General features: G+C 45.6%; 14 protein-coding genes and 4 tRNA genes. 16 read left to right on the top strand and 2 right to left on the bottom strand.

What is annotated here, in order from left to right; all coding sequences use genetic code 11:
• Nucleotides 1-23: 23 nt before the first annotated feature.
• On the top strand, nucleotides 24-1,244 hold the full coding sequence (locus HUX74_RS07715) for a 3-deoxy-D-manno-octulosonic acid transferase (protein ID WP_117600995.1): 1,221 nt from the start codon (nucleotides 24-26) through the stop codon (nucleotides 1,242-1,244).
• A 91-nt stretch (nucleotides 1,245-1,335) separates the two neighbouring features.
• Here the strand turns inward: HUX74_RS07715 and HUX74_RS07710 are convergent, their stop codons facing one another.
• A complete protein-coding gene (locus tag HUX74_RS07710) occupies nucleotides 1,336-1,848 on the bottom strand; it encodes a gamma carbonic anhydrase family protein (RefSeq protein WP_117600996.1) in 513 nt (170 codons plus the stop codon).
• A 3-nt stretch (nucleotides 1,849-1,851) separates the two neighbouring features.
• The gene (locus HUX74_RS07705) at nucleotides 1,852-3,645 is read right to left on the bottom strand and encodes an aminopeptidase P family protein (RefSeq protein ID WP_174646447.1); all 1,794 of its coding nucleotides are present in this window, start codon (nucleotides 3,643-3,645) and stop codon (nucleotides 1,852-1,854) included.
• Between the two features lie 279 nt (nucleotides 3,646-3,924).
• Here HUX74_RS07705 and rpsU point away from each other — a divergent pair, with 279 nt between their 5' ends.
• The 15 genes from rpsU to rpoB all read left to right on the top strand — a co-directional run bounded on the left by rpsU (nucleotide 3,925) and on the right by rpoB (nucleotide 14,086).
• Nucleotides 3,925-4,116 carry a 30S ribosomal protein S21 gene (rpsU, locus tag HUX74_RS07700; protein ID WP_005825735.1) on the top strand — a complete coding sequence of 64 codons (192 nt, stop codon included), beginning with the start codon at nucleotides 3,925-3,927 and terminating at the stop codon, nucleotides 4,114-4,116.
• 73 nt (nucleotides 4,117-4,189) lie between these two features.
• On the top strand, nucleotides 4,190-5,074 hold the full coding sequence (xerC, locus tag HUX74_RS07695; RefSeq protein ID WP_117966499.1) for a tyrosine recombinase XerC: 885 nt from the start codon (nucleotides 4,190-4,192) through the stop codon (nucleotides 5,072-5,074).
• An 18-nt stretch (nucleotides 5,075-5,092) separates the two neighbouring features.
• A complete protein-coding gene (gene hpf, locus HUX74_RS07690) occupies nucleotides 5,093-5,392 on the top strand; it encodes a ribosome hibernation-promoting factor, HPF/YfiA family (protein WP_117600999.1) in 300 nt (99 codons plus the stop codon).
• A 93-nt stretch (nucleotides 5,393-5,485) separates the two neighbouring features.
• Nucleotides 5,486-5,559, top strand: a tRNA-Thr gene (locus HUX74_RS07685).
• Nucleotides 5,560-5,683: 124 nt separating this feature from the next.
• Nucleotides 5,684-5,766 (top strand) — tRNA-Tyr (locus HUX74_RS07680).
• Between the two features lie 17 nt (nucleotides 5,767-5,783).
• Nucleotides 5,784-5,855: transfer RNA gene (locus HUX74_RS07675), tRNA-Thr, on the top strand.
• Between the two features lie 50 nt (nucleotides 5,856-5,905).
• The gene (gene tuf / locus HUX74_RS07670; protein WP_117601000.1) at nucleotides 5,906-7,090 is read left to right on the top strand and encodes an elongation factor Tu; all 1,185 of its coding nucleotides are present in this window, start codon (nucleotides 5,906-5,908) and stop codon (nucleotides 7,088-7,090) included.
• Nucleotides 7,091-7,146: 56 nt separating this feature from the next.
• Nucleotides 7,147-7,219, top strand: a tRNA-Trp gene (locus HUX74_RS07665).
• 14 nt (nucleotides 7,220-7,233) lie between these two features.
• Complete coding sequence (secE, locus tag HUX74_RS21020) at nucleotides 7,234-7,422, top strand: preprotein translocase subunit SecE (RefSeq protein WP_005825726.1); 189 nt, start codon at nucleotides 7,234-7,236, stop codon at nucleotides 7,420-7,422.
• A gap of 12 nt (nucleotides 7,423-7,434) precedes the next feature.
• Nucleotides 7,435-7,977: a transcription termination/antitermination protein NusG gene (gene nusG / locus HUX74_RS07655; protein WP_005825724.1), complete on the top strand. Its 543-nt coding sequence runs from the start codon at nucleotides 7,435-7,437 to the stop codon at nucleotides 7,975-7,977.
• Nucleotides 7,978-8,034: 57 nt separating this feature from the next.
• Complete coding sequence (gene rplK, locus HUX74_RS07650; RefSeq protein ID WP_005825722.1) at nucleotides 8,035-8,478, top strand: 50S ribosomal protein L11; 444 nt, start codon at nucleotides 8,035-8,037, stop codon at nucleotides 8,476-8,478.
• Nucleotides 8,479-8,493: 15 nt separating this feature from the next.
• Nucleotides 8,494-9,192, top strand: a complete 699-nt coding sequence (rplA, locus tag HUX74_RS07645; protein WP_005825721.1) for a 50S ribosomal protein L1 — start codon at nucleotides 8,494-8,496, stop codon at nucleotides 9,190-9,192.
• A gap of 15 nt (nucleotides 9,193-9,207) precedes the next feature.
• Entirely contained in the window at nucleotides 9,208-9,729 is a 522-nt protein-coding gene (rplJ, locus tag HUX74_RS07640; RefSeq protein ID WP_005825719.1) for a 50S ribosomal protein L10, read from the top strand.
• A gap of 61 nt (nucleotides 9,730-9,790) precedes the next feature.
• Complete coding sequence (gene rplL / locus HUX74_RS07635) at nucleotides 9,791-10,168, top strand: 50S ribosomal protein L7/L12 (RefSeq protein WP_004291279.1); 378 nt, start codon at nucleotides 9,791-9,793, stop codon at nucleotides 10,166-10,168.
• A 105-nt stretch (nucleotides 10,169-10,273) separates the two neighbouring features.
• Nucleotides 10,274-14,086 carry a DNA-directed RNA polymerase subunit beta gene (gene rpoB, locus HUX74_RS07630; protein ID WP_117601001.1) on the top strand — a complete coding sequence of 1,271 codons (3,813 nt, stop codon included), beginning with the start codon at nucleotides 10,274-10,276 and terminating at the stop codon, nucleotides 14,084-14,086.
• The last annotated feature ends 46 nt before the right edge of the window (nucleotides 14,087-14,132 follow it).

Genomic DNA, 14,132 nt, shown 5'->3' with positions numbered 1-14,132 from the left:
TCTTCATCCTTAATCCATATAGTATGCTATATGACTTGGCAATAGCCATCTACGATATTCTGGTGCATCTGGCTGCTCCATTTAGCCGTAAGCCCCGAAAGATGATGAAGGGACACTGGGTGGTTTATGAACTTCTCCGGCAGCAGTTGGAGAAGGACGTGCGCTATATATGGTTCCATGCCGCTTCTTTGGGGGAGTTCGAGCAGGGACGGCCGTTGATTGAGAAAATTCGTGCCAAATATCCGGATTACGGTATTCTGCTGACTTTCTTCTCGCCGTCGGGCTATGAGGTCCGCAAGAATTATAGGGGGGCAGATGTTGTCTGCTACCTGCCTTTCGACAAGCCTCGAAATGTGAAGAAGTTCCTGGATATCGTGAATCCCTGCATGGCATTCTTCATCAAGTACGAGTTCTGGAAGAACTATCTGGACGAACTGCATAAGCGTCGTATTCCGGTGTACAGCATTTCCTCCATTTTCCGTCGCGGGCAAGTATTTTTCAAGTGGTATGGCGGTACGTACAGACATGTGCTGCGCGACTTCGACCATTTGTTTGTGCAGAATGAACGCTCCAAACGCTATCTGGCGAAGATAGGCATCAGCCGTGTCACGGTGGTGGGGGATACCCGTTTTGACCGTGTGCTGCAGATTTGTGAGGAAGCTAAGCGTCTGCCTTTGGTGGAGCTTTTCAAGAACAATACGATGACTTTTGTGGCAGGAAGCTCTTGGCAGCCGGACGAGGATTTATTTATTGAATACTTCAACCAGCATCCGGAGGTGAAGTTGATTATCGCTCCGCATGTCATCGACGAGAACCATCTGGTAGAGATTATCCGTAAACTGAAACGCCCTTATGTGCGCTATACCCGTGCCAACGAGAAGAATGTCCGTAAGGCCGATTGCCTGATTATTGATTGCTTCGGGCTGCTCTCTTCCATTTACCGCTATGGCGAGATTGCCTATATCGGAGGTGGTTTCGGAGTGGGAATCCACAATACCCTTGAGGCTGCAGTTTATGGCATTCCGGTGATTTTCGGACCGAAGTATCAGAAATTTCAGGAGGCCATCCAGTTGCTGGAGACAAAAGGCGCTTTCTCGGTGAAGGATTATGAGGAGCTGAAAACTTTGCTCGACCGTATGCTGACAGATGAAGTCTTTTTGCGCGAATCAGGCATGAATGCAAGCAATTATGTGACCAGCAATGCCGGTGCGACGGATAAGATAATGAGTATGATAAACTTTTAGAAGAGTAAAGAGTGATAACGATAGGGCGATAAAAGGTGATGGAATGGCATCCCTTTATCGCCCTGTTTTTTAGGGGGGGCCTTGCCTCCCTTTATTTGTACCAGTCGGAATACATCAGATAGTTGTGTGCAATCTTCTGGTTCAGCTCCTTGGCCTGCTTCGGGTCCACTTTCTTGATGAACTTGGCGGGGACTCCTCCCCAAATGCTTCCCGGCTCGATGACCGTATTACTCAATACCAGGGAACCGGCGGCGACAATGGCCCCTTCGCCCACTACTGCGTGGTCAAGGATGGTGGAACCCATCCCTACCAAAGCATAGTCCTTGATGGCAGCTCCGTGGATGGTCACGTTGTGCCCCACGGATACGTGGTCTCCTATCTCTATGGTCGATTTCTCGTACAAGGTATGGAGTACGCTTCCATCCTGGATATTTACTCCGTTTCCTATGCGGATTGAATTTACGTCACCTCGCAGCACGGTGCTGAACCAGATGCTGCAATCCCGTCCCATCTTGACGTCACCAATGATAACCGCATTGTCCGCCAAAAAACAATTCTCCCCGATTTCGGGAGTGAATCCTCTTACTGATTTTATTAATGCCATTTTTTAGTGATTAGTAGTTAGGTTACTGCATGCTTCCTTCAGCCATTCCCGTTCTTCTTCGTTCAGGCTTGGCGAAAGTTTCTCGTATACATGCTGGTGATAGTTGTCCAGCCATGCCGTTTCCTCTGCCGTCAGCATCTCTTTGATGATACCTTTCTTGCAGATGGGGCAGAGGGTAATGGTTTCGAATTTCAGGTAATTTCCGAACATGCCTTCACGGTCCTTCACGGTCAGCATCAGGTTTTCTGTGCGTATTCCATGACTTCCGGCTTTATAGACGCCCGGTTCGTTGGAAGTGACCATTCCCGGCCGGAGGGTTACCGGATTCTCGTTCATACGGATGCTTTGCGGACCTTCGTGCACATTGAGGAAATGACCTACGCCGTGTCCGGTACCATGCAGGAAGTTCATGTGGTGCTGCCATATCGGCATGCGGGCCAGTACATCCAGTTGCGCTCCTCGCGTACCTTCCGGGAAGACAGCCATGGCAAGGTTGATATGTCCTTTCAGTATCAGGGTGTAGTCCGTCTTCTCTTCTTCGGTCAGTTCCCCCAGTGCGATGGTGCGGGTGATGTCGGTAGTGCCGTCCAGGTATTGCGCACCCGAGTCCAGGAGCAGGAATCCCTCGGGTTTCAGTGGCACGTCCGTTTCCGGAGTGGCTTCGTAGTGTACAATGGCTCCATGCTCCTTGTACCCGGCAATGGTGTCGAAGCTTTCCCCTATGTAGAGTGGCTGTGCGGCACGGAATTCGTGTAGTTTCTTGTCTACGCTGATTTCTGTCTCGTTGCCTGCGGGAACGGCCTCCTCCAGCCATTTCAGGAATTTCACCAGTGCCACTCCGTCGCGTTGCATGGCTGCGTGGATGCCGGCTATTTCCCGGTCATTGCGGACTGCTTTCAGCAAGGCTATCGGTGAGCGCTCGTCAAGTACCCGGCAGGAAGGGGGGAGGGCAGAATAAACGGCATAATTCGTCCTTCCCATGTCGAGCATGATGCTGCCGTCCGGTATTTTTGTCACAAAGGATTCGGTGTCCTCATAAGCGTGGATGGTGACGCCGGCTTCTTCCAGATAGGCTGAAAGCTCTTCCGTTACTTTCTCGGGCTGGATGAAAAAGTGTGTTTCTTGTTCGTTGATTATCAGATAGCTCACTACTACGGGGTTGCAATGCACATCGTTGCCGCGTATGTTGAGTGCCCATGCTATCTCGTCCAATGCCGACACCAATAATACGTCTGCTTCGCTTTTCTTCATTTCCCGGCGGATATCAGCCAGTTTGTCCGGGCAGCTTTTCCCGGCGTATTTCACCTCGTGGATAAAGGCGGGTGCTTCGGGCATGGGAGGGCGGTCTGTCCATATCTCATTCATCGGGTCGGCAATGCTCTTTATGGTGATGTCGTTTTTTGCCAAATCCTCTTGCAGGGCTATGGCTTGTGTGGTGGAAAATACCTTTCCGTCTATACCTACAACTGAATTCGCTGTAAGGTTCTCCCGCAGGAAATCGAGGATGCTGGGCGTTTCGGGCAACATTTCCTTGTATAAGTCGATGCCGCTGCCTTCCAGCTGTTGCTCGGCTTGGAGAAAATAGCGGGAATCTGTCCACAGCCCCGCCTTGTCGGTGGTAATCACTACCGTGCCTGCCGAACCGGTAAAACCTGATATCCATTCTCTTGATTTCCAGTACGGTGCTACGTACTCGCTTAGGTGCGGGTCGGTACTGGGGATAATGAAAGCGTCTATGCCTTCTCTTTTTAACAATGCCCGTAAAGCATCTATACGTTGATTGATTGTCTGAGCCATATTTTTATAAATGTAATTAAGTAGGCGTGTAAATGAGTTTATAATCTCTCCATTCTCTGCTTTCAAAGTTACACATTCTCTTTTAAAAAATTGCCATGCTTCACGGATTTTAGCGGATTGGCTCAATAAAAACATCTTTCCCTCTGCTCATTCGTTTGATAATTAGGAATTATGGGTAATTTTTTTGCAGAAAGTTTTGTGAATAAAGAAAGTATGTGTAATTTTGCCGCTCAATTTGATCGTGAGATTTTTAAACCATTAACATTTAATTAAAAGAAAATGATTGTAGTACCTGTAAAAGAAGGCGAAAACATTGAAAAAGCGCTGAAGAAATTCAAAAGAAAGTTTGAAAAAACTGGCACAGTTAAGGAATTGAGACGCAGACAACAGTTCGATAAACCGTCTGTGACTAAAAGACTTAAGAAAGAACGTGCTGTTTACGTTCAACAACTTCAGCAAGTAGAAGATTAATAATTCGTAAATTCCTTTGAATTATTGAATTCTTTTTCATACATTCGTTGCATGATTTTAGATATGTAGCGATATGTTGTTGACAGATTCTTTTCTTGACTATCTTCTGTACGAGCGGAACTATTCCAAAGGTACGATTGAGTACTATCGGACAGATATTCTTGAACTGCAGAGGTTTGGAGAAGAAATGTGGGGGGACTTGACTCCATCGGATGTAGATGCAGAACTTGTTCGTGAATGGATTGCTTCCTTGATGGACAAAGGACTTGCTTCTAATACGATAAACCGAAAGCTGAGCTCTATCCGGACATATTATAAATTCCTTTTGAGGAGAGGTGAGGTTGCGGTAGATCCGTTACGAAAAGTTACGGGGCCCAAAAAGAAAAAACCGCTTCCAGTATTTCTGAGAGAAGGTGAGATGGATAGGTTGTTGGATGATATGGATTTTGGTGAAGGTTTTGAAGGGTGTCGCGACCATATGATTGTTGAAATGTTCTATGCTACCGGCATGCGACTTTCAGAATTGATAGGGTTGGATGACAAAGATATTGATTTTTCGGCTTCTCTCGTTAAAGTGACAGGAAAGCGGAATAAGCAACGTCTTATACCTTTTGATGAGGAGCTGGGGCGCTCGATGAGGGAATATGTCAATGTGCGGAATGAGGCTGTTCCGGTTCGCTCGGATGCTTTTTTTATCCGGAAGAATGGAAAGAGGCTTTACCGCGGTATCGTAGCATGCCTTGTGAAACGAAACCTTTCGAAGGTAGTGACTGTAAAAAAAAGAAGTCCCCACGTGCTGAGGCACACCTTTGCAACGGCTATGCTGAACAATGGTGCTGATTTAGGTTCGATAAAAGAACTCCTCGGGCACGAGAGTCTGGCGACAACGGAAATTTATACGCATACTACTTTTGAAGAGCTTAAAAAAGTGTATAATCAGGCTCATCCCCGAGCCTAAAGTAAAAAGGAGGTAAGTATGGAAGTAAGAATTCAATCGATTCACTTTGATGCGTCAGAGCAATTGCAGTCTTTCGTTCAAAAGAAAGTTGCTAAGTTGGAGAAATTTTACGACGATATAAAGAAAGTAGAGGTGTCATTAAAGGTAGTAAAACCAGAAACAGCCGAAAATAAAGAAGCCGGAGTGAAAGTGTTGGTTCCCAATGGTGAGTTTTATGCAAACAAGGTTTGTGATACGTTTGAAGAAGCGGTAGATTTATGTCTGGAAGCTTTGGGAAAACAGCTGGTTAAGTACAAGGAAAAGCAACGGAGCAAATAATTTTCCGCTAAAATTTTGCGGGTAAAAAATAAATGTCTAAATTTGCAGCCGTTTCGCTCACGCTATGAACGTTACGGTTGCATTTTTTAGCTTGCCTCTTTAGCTCAGTTGGCCAGAGCACGTGATTTGTAATCTCGGGGTCGTTGGTTCGAATCCGACAAGAGGCTCGCTCAAGGATGAGTGGAATAAGTCTTTCTTCACGAGGTGGAGGTGATATGAAAACGGAAATCGTTCGGGTAAAGTTTACTCTGCGATGATTTAGTAAGGAAAAGAGTTCTTTTTATAATGTAGGGGCAAATACCAGAGTGGCCAAATGGGGCAGACTGTAAATCTGCTGGCTTACGCCTTCGGTGGTTCGAATCCATCTTTGCCCACAACTCTTATTCTCCTTGCTGTTATAGCTCAGCGGTAGAGCACTTCCTTGGTAAGGAAGAGGTCCCGGGTTCAAGTCCCGGTAACAGCTCACAAAAATGTAAAAGCTGATTATTAATCAAATAAATAACAAGTAAAGCTATGGCTAAAGAGAAATTCGAACGTACCAAACCGCACGTAAACATTGGTACAATTGGTCACGTTGACCACGGTAAAACCACGTTGACAGCTGCTATCACTACAGTGTTGGCAAAGAAAGGTCTTTCTGAACTGCGTTCTTTCGATTCTATCGATAACGCTCCTGAAGAAAAAGAAAGAGGTATCACTATCAATACTTCTCACGTAGAGTATGAAACAGCTAACCGTCACTACGCTCACGTAGACTGCCCGGGTCACGCTGACTACGTAAAGAACATGGTAACTGGTGCTGCTCAGATGGACGGTGCTATCATCGTAGTTGCTGCTACTGATGGTCCGATGCCTCAGACTCGTGAGCATATCTTGTTGGCTCGTCAGGTAAACGTACCGAGATTGGTTGTATTCATGAACAAGTGTGATATGGTAGACGACGCTGAAATGTTGGAGCTCGTTGAAATGGAAATGCGTGAACTGCTTTCAGCTTACGAATTCGATGGCGACAACACTCCGTTTATCCAGGGCTCTGCTCTTGGTGCGTTGAATGGCGTTGAAAAGTGGGAAGAGAAGGTTATGGAGCTGATGGAAGCTTGTGATACTTGGATTCCTCTGCCTCCGCGTGATGTTGATAAACCGTTCTTGATGCCGGTTGAAGACGTATTCTCAATCACTGGTCGTGGTACTGTAGCTACTGGTCGTATCGAAGCTGGTGTTATCCATGTAGGTGACGAAGTTGAAATCCTTGGTTTGGGTGAAGACAAGAAGTCAGTTGTAACTGGTGTTGAAATGTTCCGCAAGTTGCTGGATCAGGGTGAAGCTGGTGACAACGTAGGTCTGTTGCTCCGCGGTATCGACAAGAACGAAATCAAACGTGGTATGGTTCTTTGTAAGCCCGGTCAGATTAAACCTCACTCTAAGTTCAAAGCTTCTATCTACGTTTTGAAGAAAGAAGAAGGTGGTCGTCACACTCCGTTCCACAATAAATACCGTCCTCAGTTCTATCTGCGTACTATGGACTGTACAGGTGAAATCACTCTTCCGGAAGGAACTGAAATGGTAATGCCTGGTGATAACGTAGAAATCACTGTAGAACTGATCTACCCGGTAGCATTGAACGTAGGTTTGCGTTTCGCTATCCGTGAAGGTGGTCGTACGGTAGGTTCTGGTCAGATTACTGAAATTCTTGACTAATAACCAATATAATCTTAATCAGTTCCCGGTATACATCGGGAACTGATTATGTACAAACGGGAGTAGCTCAGTTGGTAGAGCACCGGTCTCCAAAACCGGGTGTCGGGAGTTCGAGCCTCTCCTCCCGTGCTAATATTTTTGAAATGAAGAAGATTGTAGCTTATTTTAAAGAAACTTACGACGAACTTGTTCATAAAGTGTCGTGGCCTACGTATTCTGAACTTACTAACAGTGCAGTAGTTGTTTTATATGCTTCCCTACTAATTGCAGTGGTAGTATTTGCGATGGACTTCTGTTTCCAGCATCTGATGGAATTTGTTTATCCACATTAAAAGTAAGAAGAAATGTCTGAGATTGAAAAGAAATGGTACGTTTTGCGTGCTATTAGCGGAAAAGAAGCTAAGGTAAAGGAATACCTTGAAGCTGATATTAAAAACAGCGACCTTGGTGATTACGTATCTCAGGTATTGATTCCTACCGAAAAGGTATATCAGGTTCGCAATGGTAAGAAAATTGTGAAAGAGAGAAGTTATCTCCCTGGTTACGTTTTGGTGGAGGCTGCTCTGGTGGGTGAGGTTGCTCATCATCTGAGAAATACTCCTAATGTGATAGGGTTCTTGGGTGGTTCGGAAAAACCCGTACCTCTGAGACAGTCGGAAGTGAATCGTATACTTGGTACGGTTGACGAATTGCAGGAATCAGGTGAAGACTTGAGTATCCCGTATGTAGTCGGCGAGACTGTAAAGGTGAATTACGGTCCGTTCAGTGGATTCAGTGGAATCATTGAAGAAGTGAATACCGAGAAGAAGAAACTGAAGGTCATGGTCAAGATATTCGGACGGAAGACTCCGCTCGAATTGGGCTTTATGCAAGTTGAAAAAGAATAGTGCAGGTGTTACGCTGTAGTATTCTTCATTAATGTTTATATATAAATCAATTAGAAAATGGCTAAAGAAGTTGCTGGACTAATCAAATTACAGATTAAAGGAGGCGCGGCAAATCCATCTCCCCCAGTAGGACCTGCTTTGGGTTCCAAGGGTATCAATATCATGGAGTTTTGCAAGCAATTCAACGCCAGAACCCAAGACAAAGCAGGAAAGATTCTTCCTGTGATTATCACTTACTACGCAGACAAGTCTTTCGATTTTGTAATCAAGACTCCTCCCGTGGCTATCCAGTTGTTGGAAGTGACGAAGCAAAAGAGTGGTTCTGCTGAGCCTAACCGTAAGAAGGTTGCCGAGATTACTTGGGAACAAGTTCGTACGATTGCTCAGGACAAAATGGTTGACTTGAACTGTTTCACTGTAGAAGCTGCCATGAAAATGGTTGCCGGTACAGCTAGAAGTATGGGTATCGCTGTAAAAGGGGAGTTCCCGGTTAATAATTAATAAACTTCAATTAGAATGGGTAAACTGACAAAAAATCAAAAGTTGGCTGCAGAAAAAATTGAAGCAGGGAAAGCATACTCTCTCAAGGAAGCTGCTCAGTTGGTAAAAGAAATCACTTATACCAAGTTTGACGCTTCTCTGGATATCGACGTACGTTTGGGCGTTGACCCGCGTAAGGCCAACCAGATGGTGAGAGGTGTTGTATCACTTCCTCACGGTACTGGTAAGGTTGTACGCGTTTTGGTGCTTTGTACACCAGATGCTGAAGCTGCTGCAAAAGAAGCCGGAGCTGACTATGTTGGTCTTGACGAATATATTGAAAAGATCAAAGGTGGATGGACTGATATTGATGTGATTATCACTATGCCGTCCATCATGGGTAAGATTGGTGCACTCGGTCGTGTGCTCGGTCCTCGTGGATTGATGCCTAACCCCAAGAGTGGCACTGTAACTATGGATGTTGCTAAAGCTGTAAGAGAAGTAAAACAAGGTAAAATCGACTTCAAGGTTGACAAGAGCGGTATTGTTCATACTTCTATCGGTAAAGTTTCATTTAGCGCTGAGCAAATTCGCGACAATGCGAAAGAATTCATCTCTACTTTGAATAAATTGAAACCGACTGCAGCCAAGGGTACATATATTAAGAGTATTTATCTTTCTAGCACGATGAGTGCGGGCATCAAGATTGACCCGAAAACAGTAGAAGAAATCTAATAAAACGGAGTAATAATGAGAAAGGAAGATAAAAGTACGATTATTGAGCAGATTGCTGCTACAGTGAAGGAATACGGTCACTTCTATTTGGTGGATACCACTGCCATGAATGCTGCTACAACCAGCATGTTGAGAAGAGAATGTTTCAAAGCTGACATCAAATTGATGGTAGTTAAGAATACATTGCTTCACAAGGCATTGGAAAGCCTGGAAGAAGACTTTTCTCCGCTTTATGGTTCTCTGAAAGGTACAACTGCCGTAATGTTCAGCAACGTTGCTAACGCACCGGCCAAGTTGATCAAAGATAAGGCTAAGAATGGTATTCCCGGACTGAAGGCTGCATATGCAGAAGAAAGCTTCTATGTTGGTGCTGACCAGTTGGATGCTCTCGTAAGTATCAAGAGTAAGAATGAAGTTATTGCCGATATCGTTGCATTGCTGCAGTCACCGGCCAAGAATGTTATTTCTGCTCTGCAATCAGGTGGTAACACCCTCCACGGAGTTCTCAAGACTCTTGGTGAACGTCCCGAAGCGTAAATTTCGGAAAAAGAATTATATCAATTTATTTAGTATTTAAACAATTAAAAATCATACAAAAATGGCAGATTTGAAAGCTTTTGCAGAACAATTAGTTAACTTGACAGTAAAAGAAGTTAATGAACTTGCAACAATCCTGAAAGAAGAATATGGTATTGAACCTGCTGCTGCAGCTGTAGCTGTTGCTGCTGGTCCTGCAGCTGGTGGTGCTGCTGCCGCAGAAGAAAAGACTTCTTTCGACGTAGTATTGAAGAGCGCTGGCTCAGCTAAACTTCAGGTAGTTAAAGCCGTTAAGGAAGCTTGCGGTCTTGGCTTGAAGGAAGCTAAGGACATGGTAGACGGTGCTCCTAGCGTAGTAAAAGAAGGTTTGGCTAAAGACGAAGCAGAATCATTGAAGAAAACATTGGAAGAAGCTGGAGCTGAAGTTGAACTTAAATAACATTAGCCTGTAAATCAGGTAATTCGGTTAGGAACCCTTCGTGAAAAGGGTTCTTAACCTTTTTGTGTATATATTTAAAATTAAGTTCTACAAATCCATTAACAGATGTCTTCAAATACTGTAAATCAAAGAGTTAATTTTGCTTCGACTAAGAATCCGCTTGAATATCCGGATTTTCTGGAAGTACAATTGAAGTCATTCAAAGACTTTCTACAACTGGACACCCCACCCGAGAAGCGTAAGAACGAGGGACTGTATAAAGTATTTGCTGAAAACTTCCCCATTGCCGATACAAGAAATAATTTTGTTCTTGAGTTTTTGGACTACTATATTGATCCGCCGCGCTATACCATTGATGAATGTATAGAGCGAGGGCTTACATATAGCGTGCCTTTGAAGGCAAAATTGAAATTATATTGTACCGACCCCGACCACGAAGATTTTGACACGGTCATTCAGGACGTGTTCCTAGGTCCCATTCCTTACATGACGGATAAGGCGACATTCGTCATCAACGGTGCGGAACGTGTGGTTGTATCCCAACTTCACCGTTCACCGGGCGTATTTTTCGGACAGAGCGTACATGCCAACGGTACCAAGTTGTACTCAGCCCGTATCATCCCGTTCAAGGGTTCGTGGATTGAGTTTGCCACCGACATCAACAACGTCATGTATGCTTACATTGACCGTAAGAAGAAATTGCCGGTTACTACTTTGCTGAGAGCCATCGGTTTTGAGAATGACAAGGACATTCTCGAGATCTTTAATTTGGCGGAAGACGTGAAGGTAAACAAGACGAATCTCAAGAAGATGGTGGGACGTAAGTTGGCCGCACGTGTGTTGAAAACATGGATTGAGGATTTTGTAGACGAAGATACCGGTGAAGTTGTTTCCATCGAGCGTAACGAAGTCGTTATCGATCGTGAAACTGTAATCGAGCCGGAACATGTTGATATTATATTAGAGTCGGGTGTTCAGAATATCCTCGTACACAAGGAAGAACCGAACCAGTCTGACTATTCTATTATATATAATACTCTGCAGAAGGACCCGAGTAACTCGGAAAAAGAAGCTGTACTCTACATCTACCGCCAGCTGCGTAATGCAGACCCAGCCGATGATGCCAGTGCACGCGAAGTTATCAATAACTTGTTCTTCTCAGAAAAGAGATATGACCTGGGTGATGTAGGCCGTTATCGTATCAACAGAAAGTTGAACTTGACGACCGATATGGACGTGCGTGTCCTTACCAAGGAAGATATTATCGAAATTATCAAATATCTCATCGAGTTGATTAACTCGAAAGCGGATGTGGATGATATCGACCACTTGAGCAACCGTCGTGTGCGTACAGTGGGCGAACAGTTGTCCAATCAGTTTGCCATCGGTCTGGCACGTATGTCGCGTACTATCCGCGAACGTATGAACGTCCGTGACAATGAAGTCTTTACTCCTATTGACCTGATTAACGCCAAGACAATCTCTTCCGTTATCAATTCATTCTTTGGAACGAATGCTTTGTCACAGTTCATGGACCAGACCAACCCGCTGGCCGAGATTACTCACAAGCGCCGTATGTCTGCCCTGGGTCCTGGCGGTTTGTCACGCGAACGTGCAGGCTTCGAGGTTCGTGACGTACACTATACTCACTACGGGCGTCTTTGTCCTATCGAGACTCCTGAAGGTCCGAACATCGGTTTGATTTCTTCACTCTGCGTATTTGCGAAAATCAACGAGCTCGGCTTCATTGAAACTCCGTACCGTAAGGTGGCAGATGGTAAGGTTGACCTTTCTGACGAAGGTTTGGTTTACCTCACCGCAGAAGAAGAGGAAGCCAAGATTATTGCGCAGGGTAATGCTCCTTTGAACGATGACGGTACTTTTGTACGTGATAAAGTAAAATCCCGTCAGGATGCCGACTATCCGGTGGTTCCTCCTTCCGAGGTGGAATTGATGGACGTATCTCCCCAGCAGATTGCTTCTATTGCAGCTTCTTTGATTCCGTTCCTGGAGCATGATGACGCCAACCGTGCATTGATGGGATCAAACATGATGCGTCAAGCTGTTCCTTTGTTGAAGAGCGAAGCTCCGATTGTAGGTACTGGTATCGAACGTCAGCTGGCACGCGATTCCCGTACGCAGATTACTGCCGAGGGTGACGGTGTGGTTGAATTCGTGGATGCAACGACTATCCGTATTCTGTACGACCGTACGGAAGAGGAGGAATTCGTAAGCTTCGAGCCTGCATTGAAAGAATATAATATCCCGAAATGGCGCCGTACCAACCAGAACATGACGATTGACCTCCGTCCGATTTGCGAGAAGGGCCAGCGCGTTACTGCAGGTCAAATTTTGACAGAAGGTTATTCAACCGAAGACGGAGAGCTTGCATTGGGTAAGAACTTGCTGGTTGCTTACATGCCGTGGAAGGGCTATAACTATGAGGATGCTATTGTACTGAACGAACGCGTGGTTCGTGAGGACCTTTTGACTTCTGTACACGTGGAAGAATATTCTTTGGAAGTTCGTGAAACGAAGCGTGGTATGGAAGAGTTGACTTCTGACATTCCCAATGTAAGTGAGGAAGCGACTAAAGACCTTGACGAAAACGGTATTGTTCGTGTGGGTGCCCGCATCGAGCCGGGGGATATCCTTATCGGTAAGATTACTCCGAAGGGTGAATCAGATCCTTCTCCGGAAGAGAAACTGCTCCGTGCCATCTTCGGTGATAAGGCCGGTGATGTGAAGGACGCTTCTTTGAAAGCTTCTCCTTCTTTGAAAGGTGTTGTTATCGGTAAGCGTCTGTTCTCTCGTGTTATTAAGACTCGCAGCTCCAAGCTGGCCGACAAGGCTCTGCTGCCGAAGATTGACGACGAATTCGATGCCAAGATAGGTGATCTCAAGAAAGTATTGATAAACAAACTGTTGAAGCTTACAGAAAACTATACATCGGAAGGTGTGAAGGATTACATGGGTGCCGACATAATTTCCAAAGGCGCCAGATTCTCTGCTTCCGACTTCAGTGATTTGGACTTCACTGCTGTTCAGTTGAGCAACTGGACGAAGGATGAACATACCAACGGACTGATTCGTGCGTTGGTGATGAACTTCATCAAGAAGTATAAGGAACTCGATGCCGAGTTGAAGCGCAAGAAGTTTGCCATTACTATCGGTGACGAGTTGCCCGCAGGTATCATTCAGATGGCCAAGGTATACATTGCCAAGAAACGTAAGATTGGTGTCGGTGACAAGATGGCTGGTCGTCATGGTAACAAGGGCATTGTTTCCCGCGTGGTACGCCAGGAAGACATGCCGTTCCTTGCTGACGGTACTCCGGTAGACATCGTGCTGAATCCGTTGGGTGTGCCTTCACGTATGAACATCGGTCAGATATTCGAGGCCGTTCTCGGTCGTGCCGGAAAGAACTTGGGCGTGAAGTTTGCCACTCCTATCTTTGACGGTGCATCTTTGGACGATTTGAACGAATGGACCGATAAGGCCGGCTTGCCCCGTTACGGCAAGACAACGCTGTATGATGGTGGTACCGGTGAAGCATTCGAGCAGCAGGCTACGGTAGGTGTGACCTACATGCTGAAGCTCGGTCACATGGTTGAAGACAAGATGCACGCACGTTCCATCGGTCCGTACTCACTCATTACGCAACAGCCGTTGGGTGGTAAGGCACAGTTCGGTGGTCAGCGTTTTGGAGAAATGGAAGTTTGGGCTCTCGAAGCATTCGGTGCCGCACACATTCTGCAGGAAATCCTGACTATCAAGTCTGATGACGTTGTAGGACGTTCCAAGGCTTATGAAGCAATCGTGAAGGGTGAGCCGATGCCTGCTCCGGGTATCCCCGAGTCACTGAACGTATTGCTGCACGAGTTGAGAGGTTTGGGCTTGAGCATCAACTTAGAATAATGGATAATTGATAATTGAGAATGGATAATGCAAGTTACCATTCTCA

Origin of the sequence: Bacteroides sp. Marseille-P8574 (assembly GCF_902825465.1) — a bacterium.
In the GTDB taxonomy this organism is placed as follows: domain Bacteria; phylum Bacteroidota; class Bacteroidia; order Bacteroidales; family Bacteroidaceae; genus Bacteroides; species Bacteroides uniformis.
This window is presented reverse-complemented; position numbering and strand designations above follow the sequence as displayed.

Excerpts from the sequence above, each read along its gene's own strand:
- HUX74_RS07715 (WP_117600995.1), top strand. The coding sequence starts at position 24 with ATGCTATATGACTTGGCAATAGCCATCTACGATATTCTGGTGCATCTG.
- HUX74_RS07710 (WP_117600996.1), bottom strand. The coding sequence starts at position 1,848 with ATGGCATTAATAAAATCAGTAAGAGGATTCACTCCCGAAATCGGGGAG.
- HUX74_RS07705 (WP_174646447.1), bottom strand. The coding sequence starts at position 3,645 with ATGGCTCAGACAATCAATCAACGTATAGATGCTTTACGGGCATTGTTA.
- rpsU (WP_005825735.1), top strand. The coding sequence starts at position 3,925 with ATGATTGTAGTACCTGTAAAAGAAGGCGAAAACATTGAAAAAGCGCTG.
- xerC (WP_117966499.1), top strand. The coding sequence starts at position 4,190 with ATGTTGTTGACAGATTCTTTTCTTGACTATCTTCTGTACGAGCGGAAC.
- hpf (WP_117600999.1), top strand. The coding sequence starts at position 5,093 with ATGGAAGTAAGAATTCAATCGATTCACTTTGATGCGTCAGAGCAATTG.
- tuf (WP_117601000.1), top strand. The coding sequence starts at position 5,906 with ATGGCTAAAGAGAAATTCGAACGTACCAAACCGCACGTAAACATTGGT.
- secE (WP_005825726.1), top strand. The coding sequence starts at position 7,234 with ATGAAGAAGATTGTAGCTTATTTTAAAGAAACTTACGACGAACTTGTT.
- nusG (WP_005825724.1), top strand. The coding sequence starts at position 7,435 with ATGTCTGAGATTGAAAAGAAATGGTACGTTTTGCGTGCTATTAGCGGA.
- rplK (WP_005825722.1), top strand. The coding sequence starts at position 8,035 with ATGGCTAAAGAAGTTGCTGGACTAATCAAATTACAGATTAAAGGAGGC.
- rplA (WP_005825721.1), top strand. The coding sequence starts at position 8,494 with ATGGGTAAACTGACAAAAAATCAAAAGTTGGCTGCAGAAAAAATTGAA.
- rplJ (WP_005825719.1), top strand. The coding sequence starts at position 9,208 with ATGAGAAAGGAAGATAAAAGTACGATTATTGAGCAGATTGCTGCTACA.
- rplL (WP_004291279.1), top strand. The coding sequence starts at position 9,791 with ATGGCAGATTTGAAAGCTTTTGCAGAACAATTAGTTAACTTGACAGTA.
- rpoB (WP_117601001.1), top strand. The coding sequence starts at position 10,274 with ATGTCTTCAAATACTGTAAATCAAAGAGTTAATTTTGCTTCGACTAAG.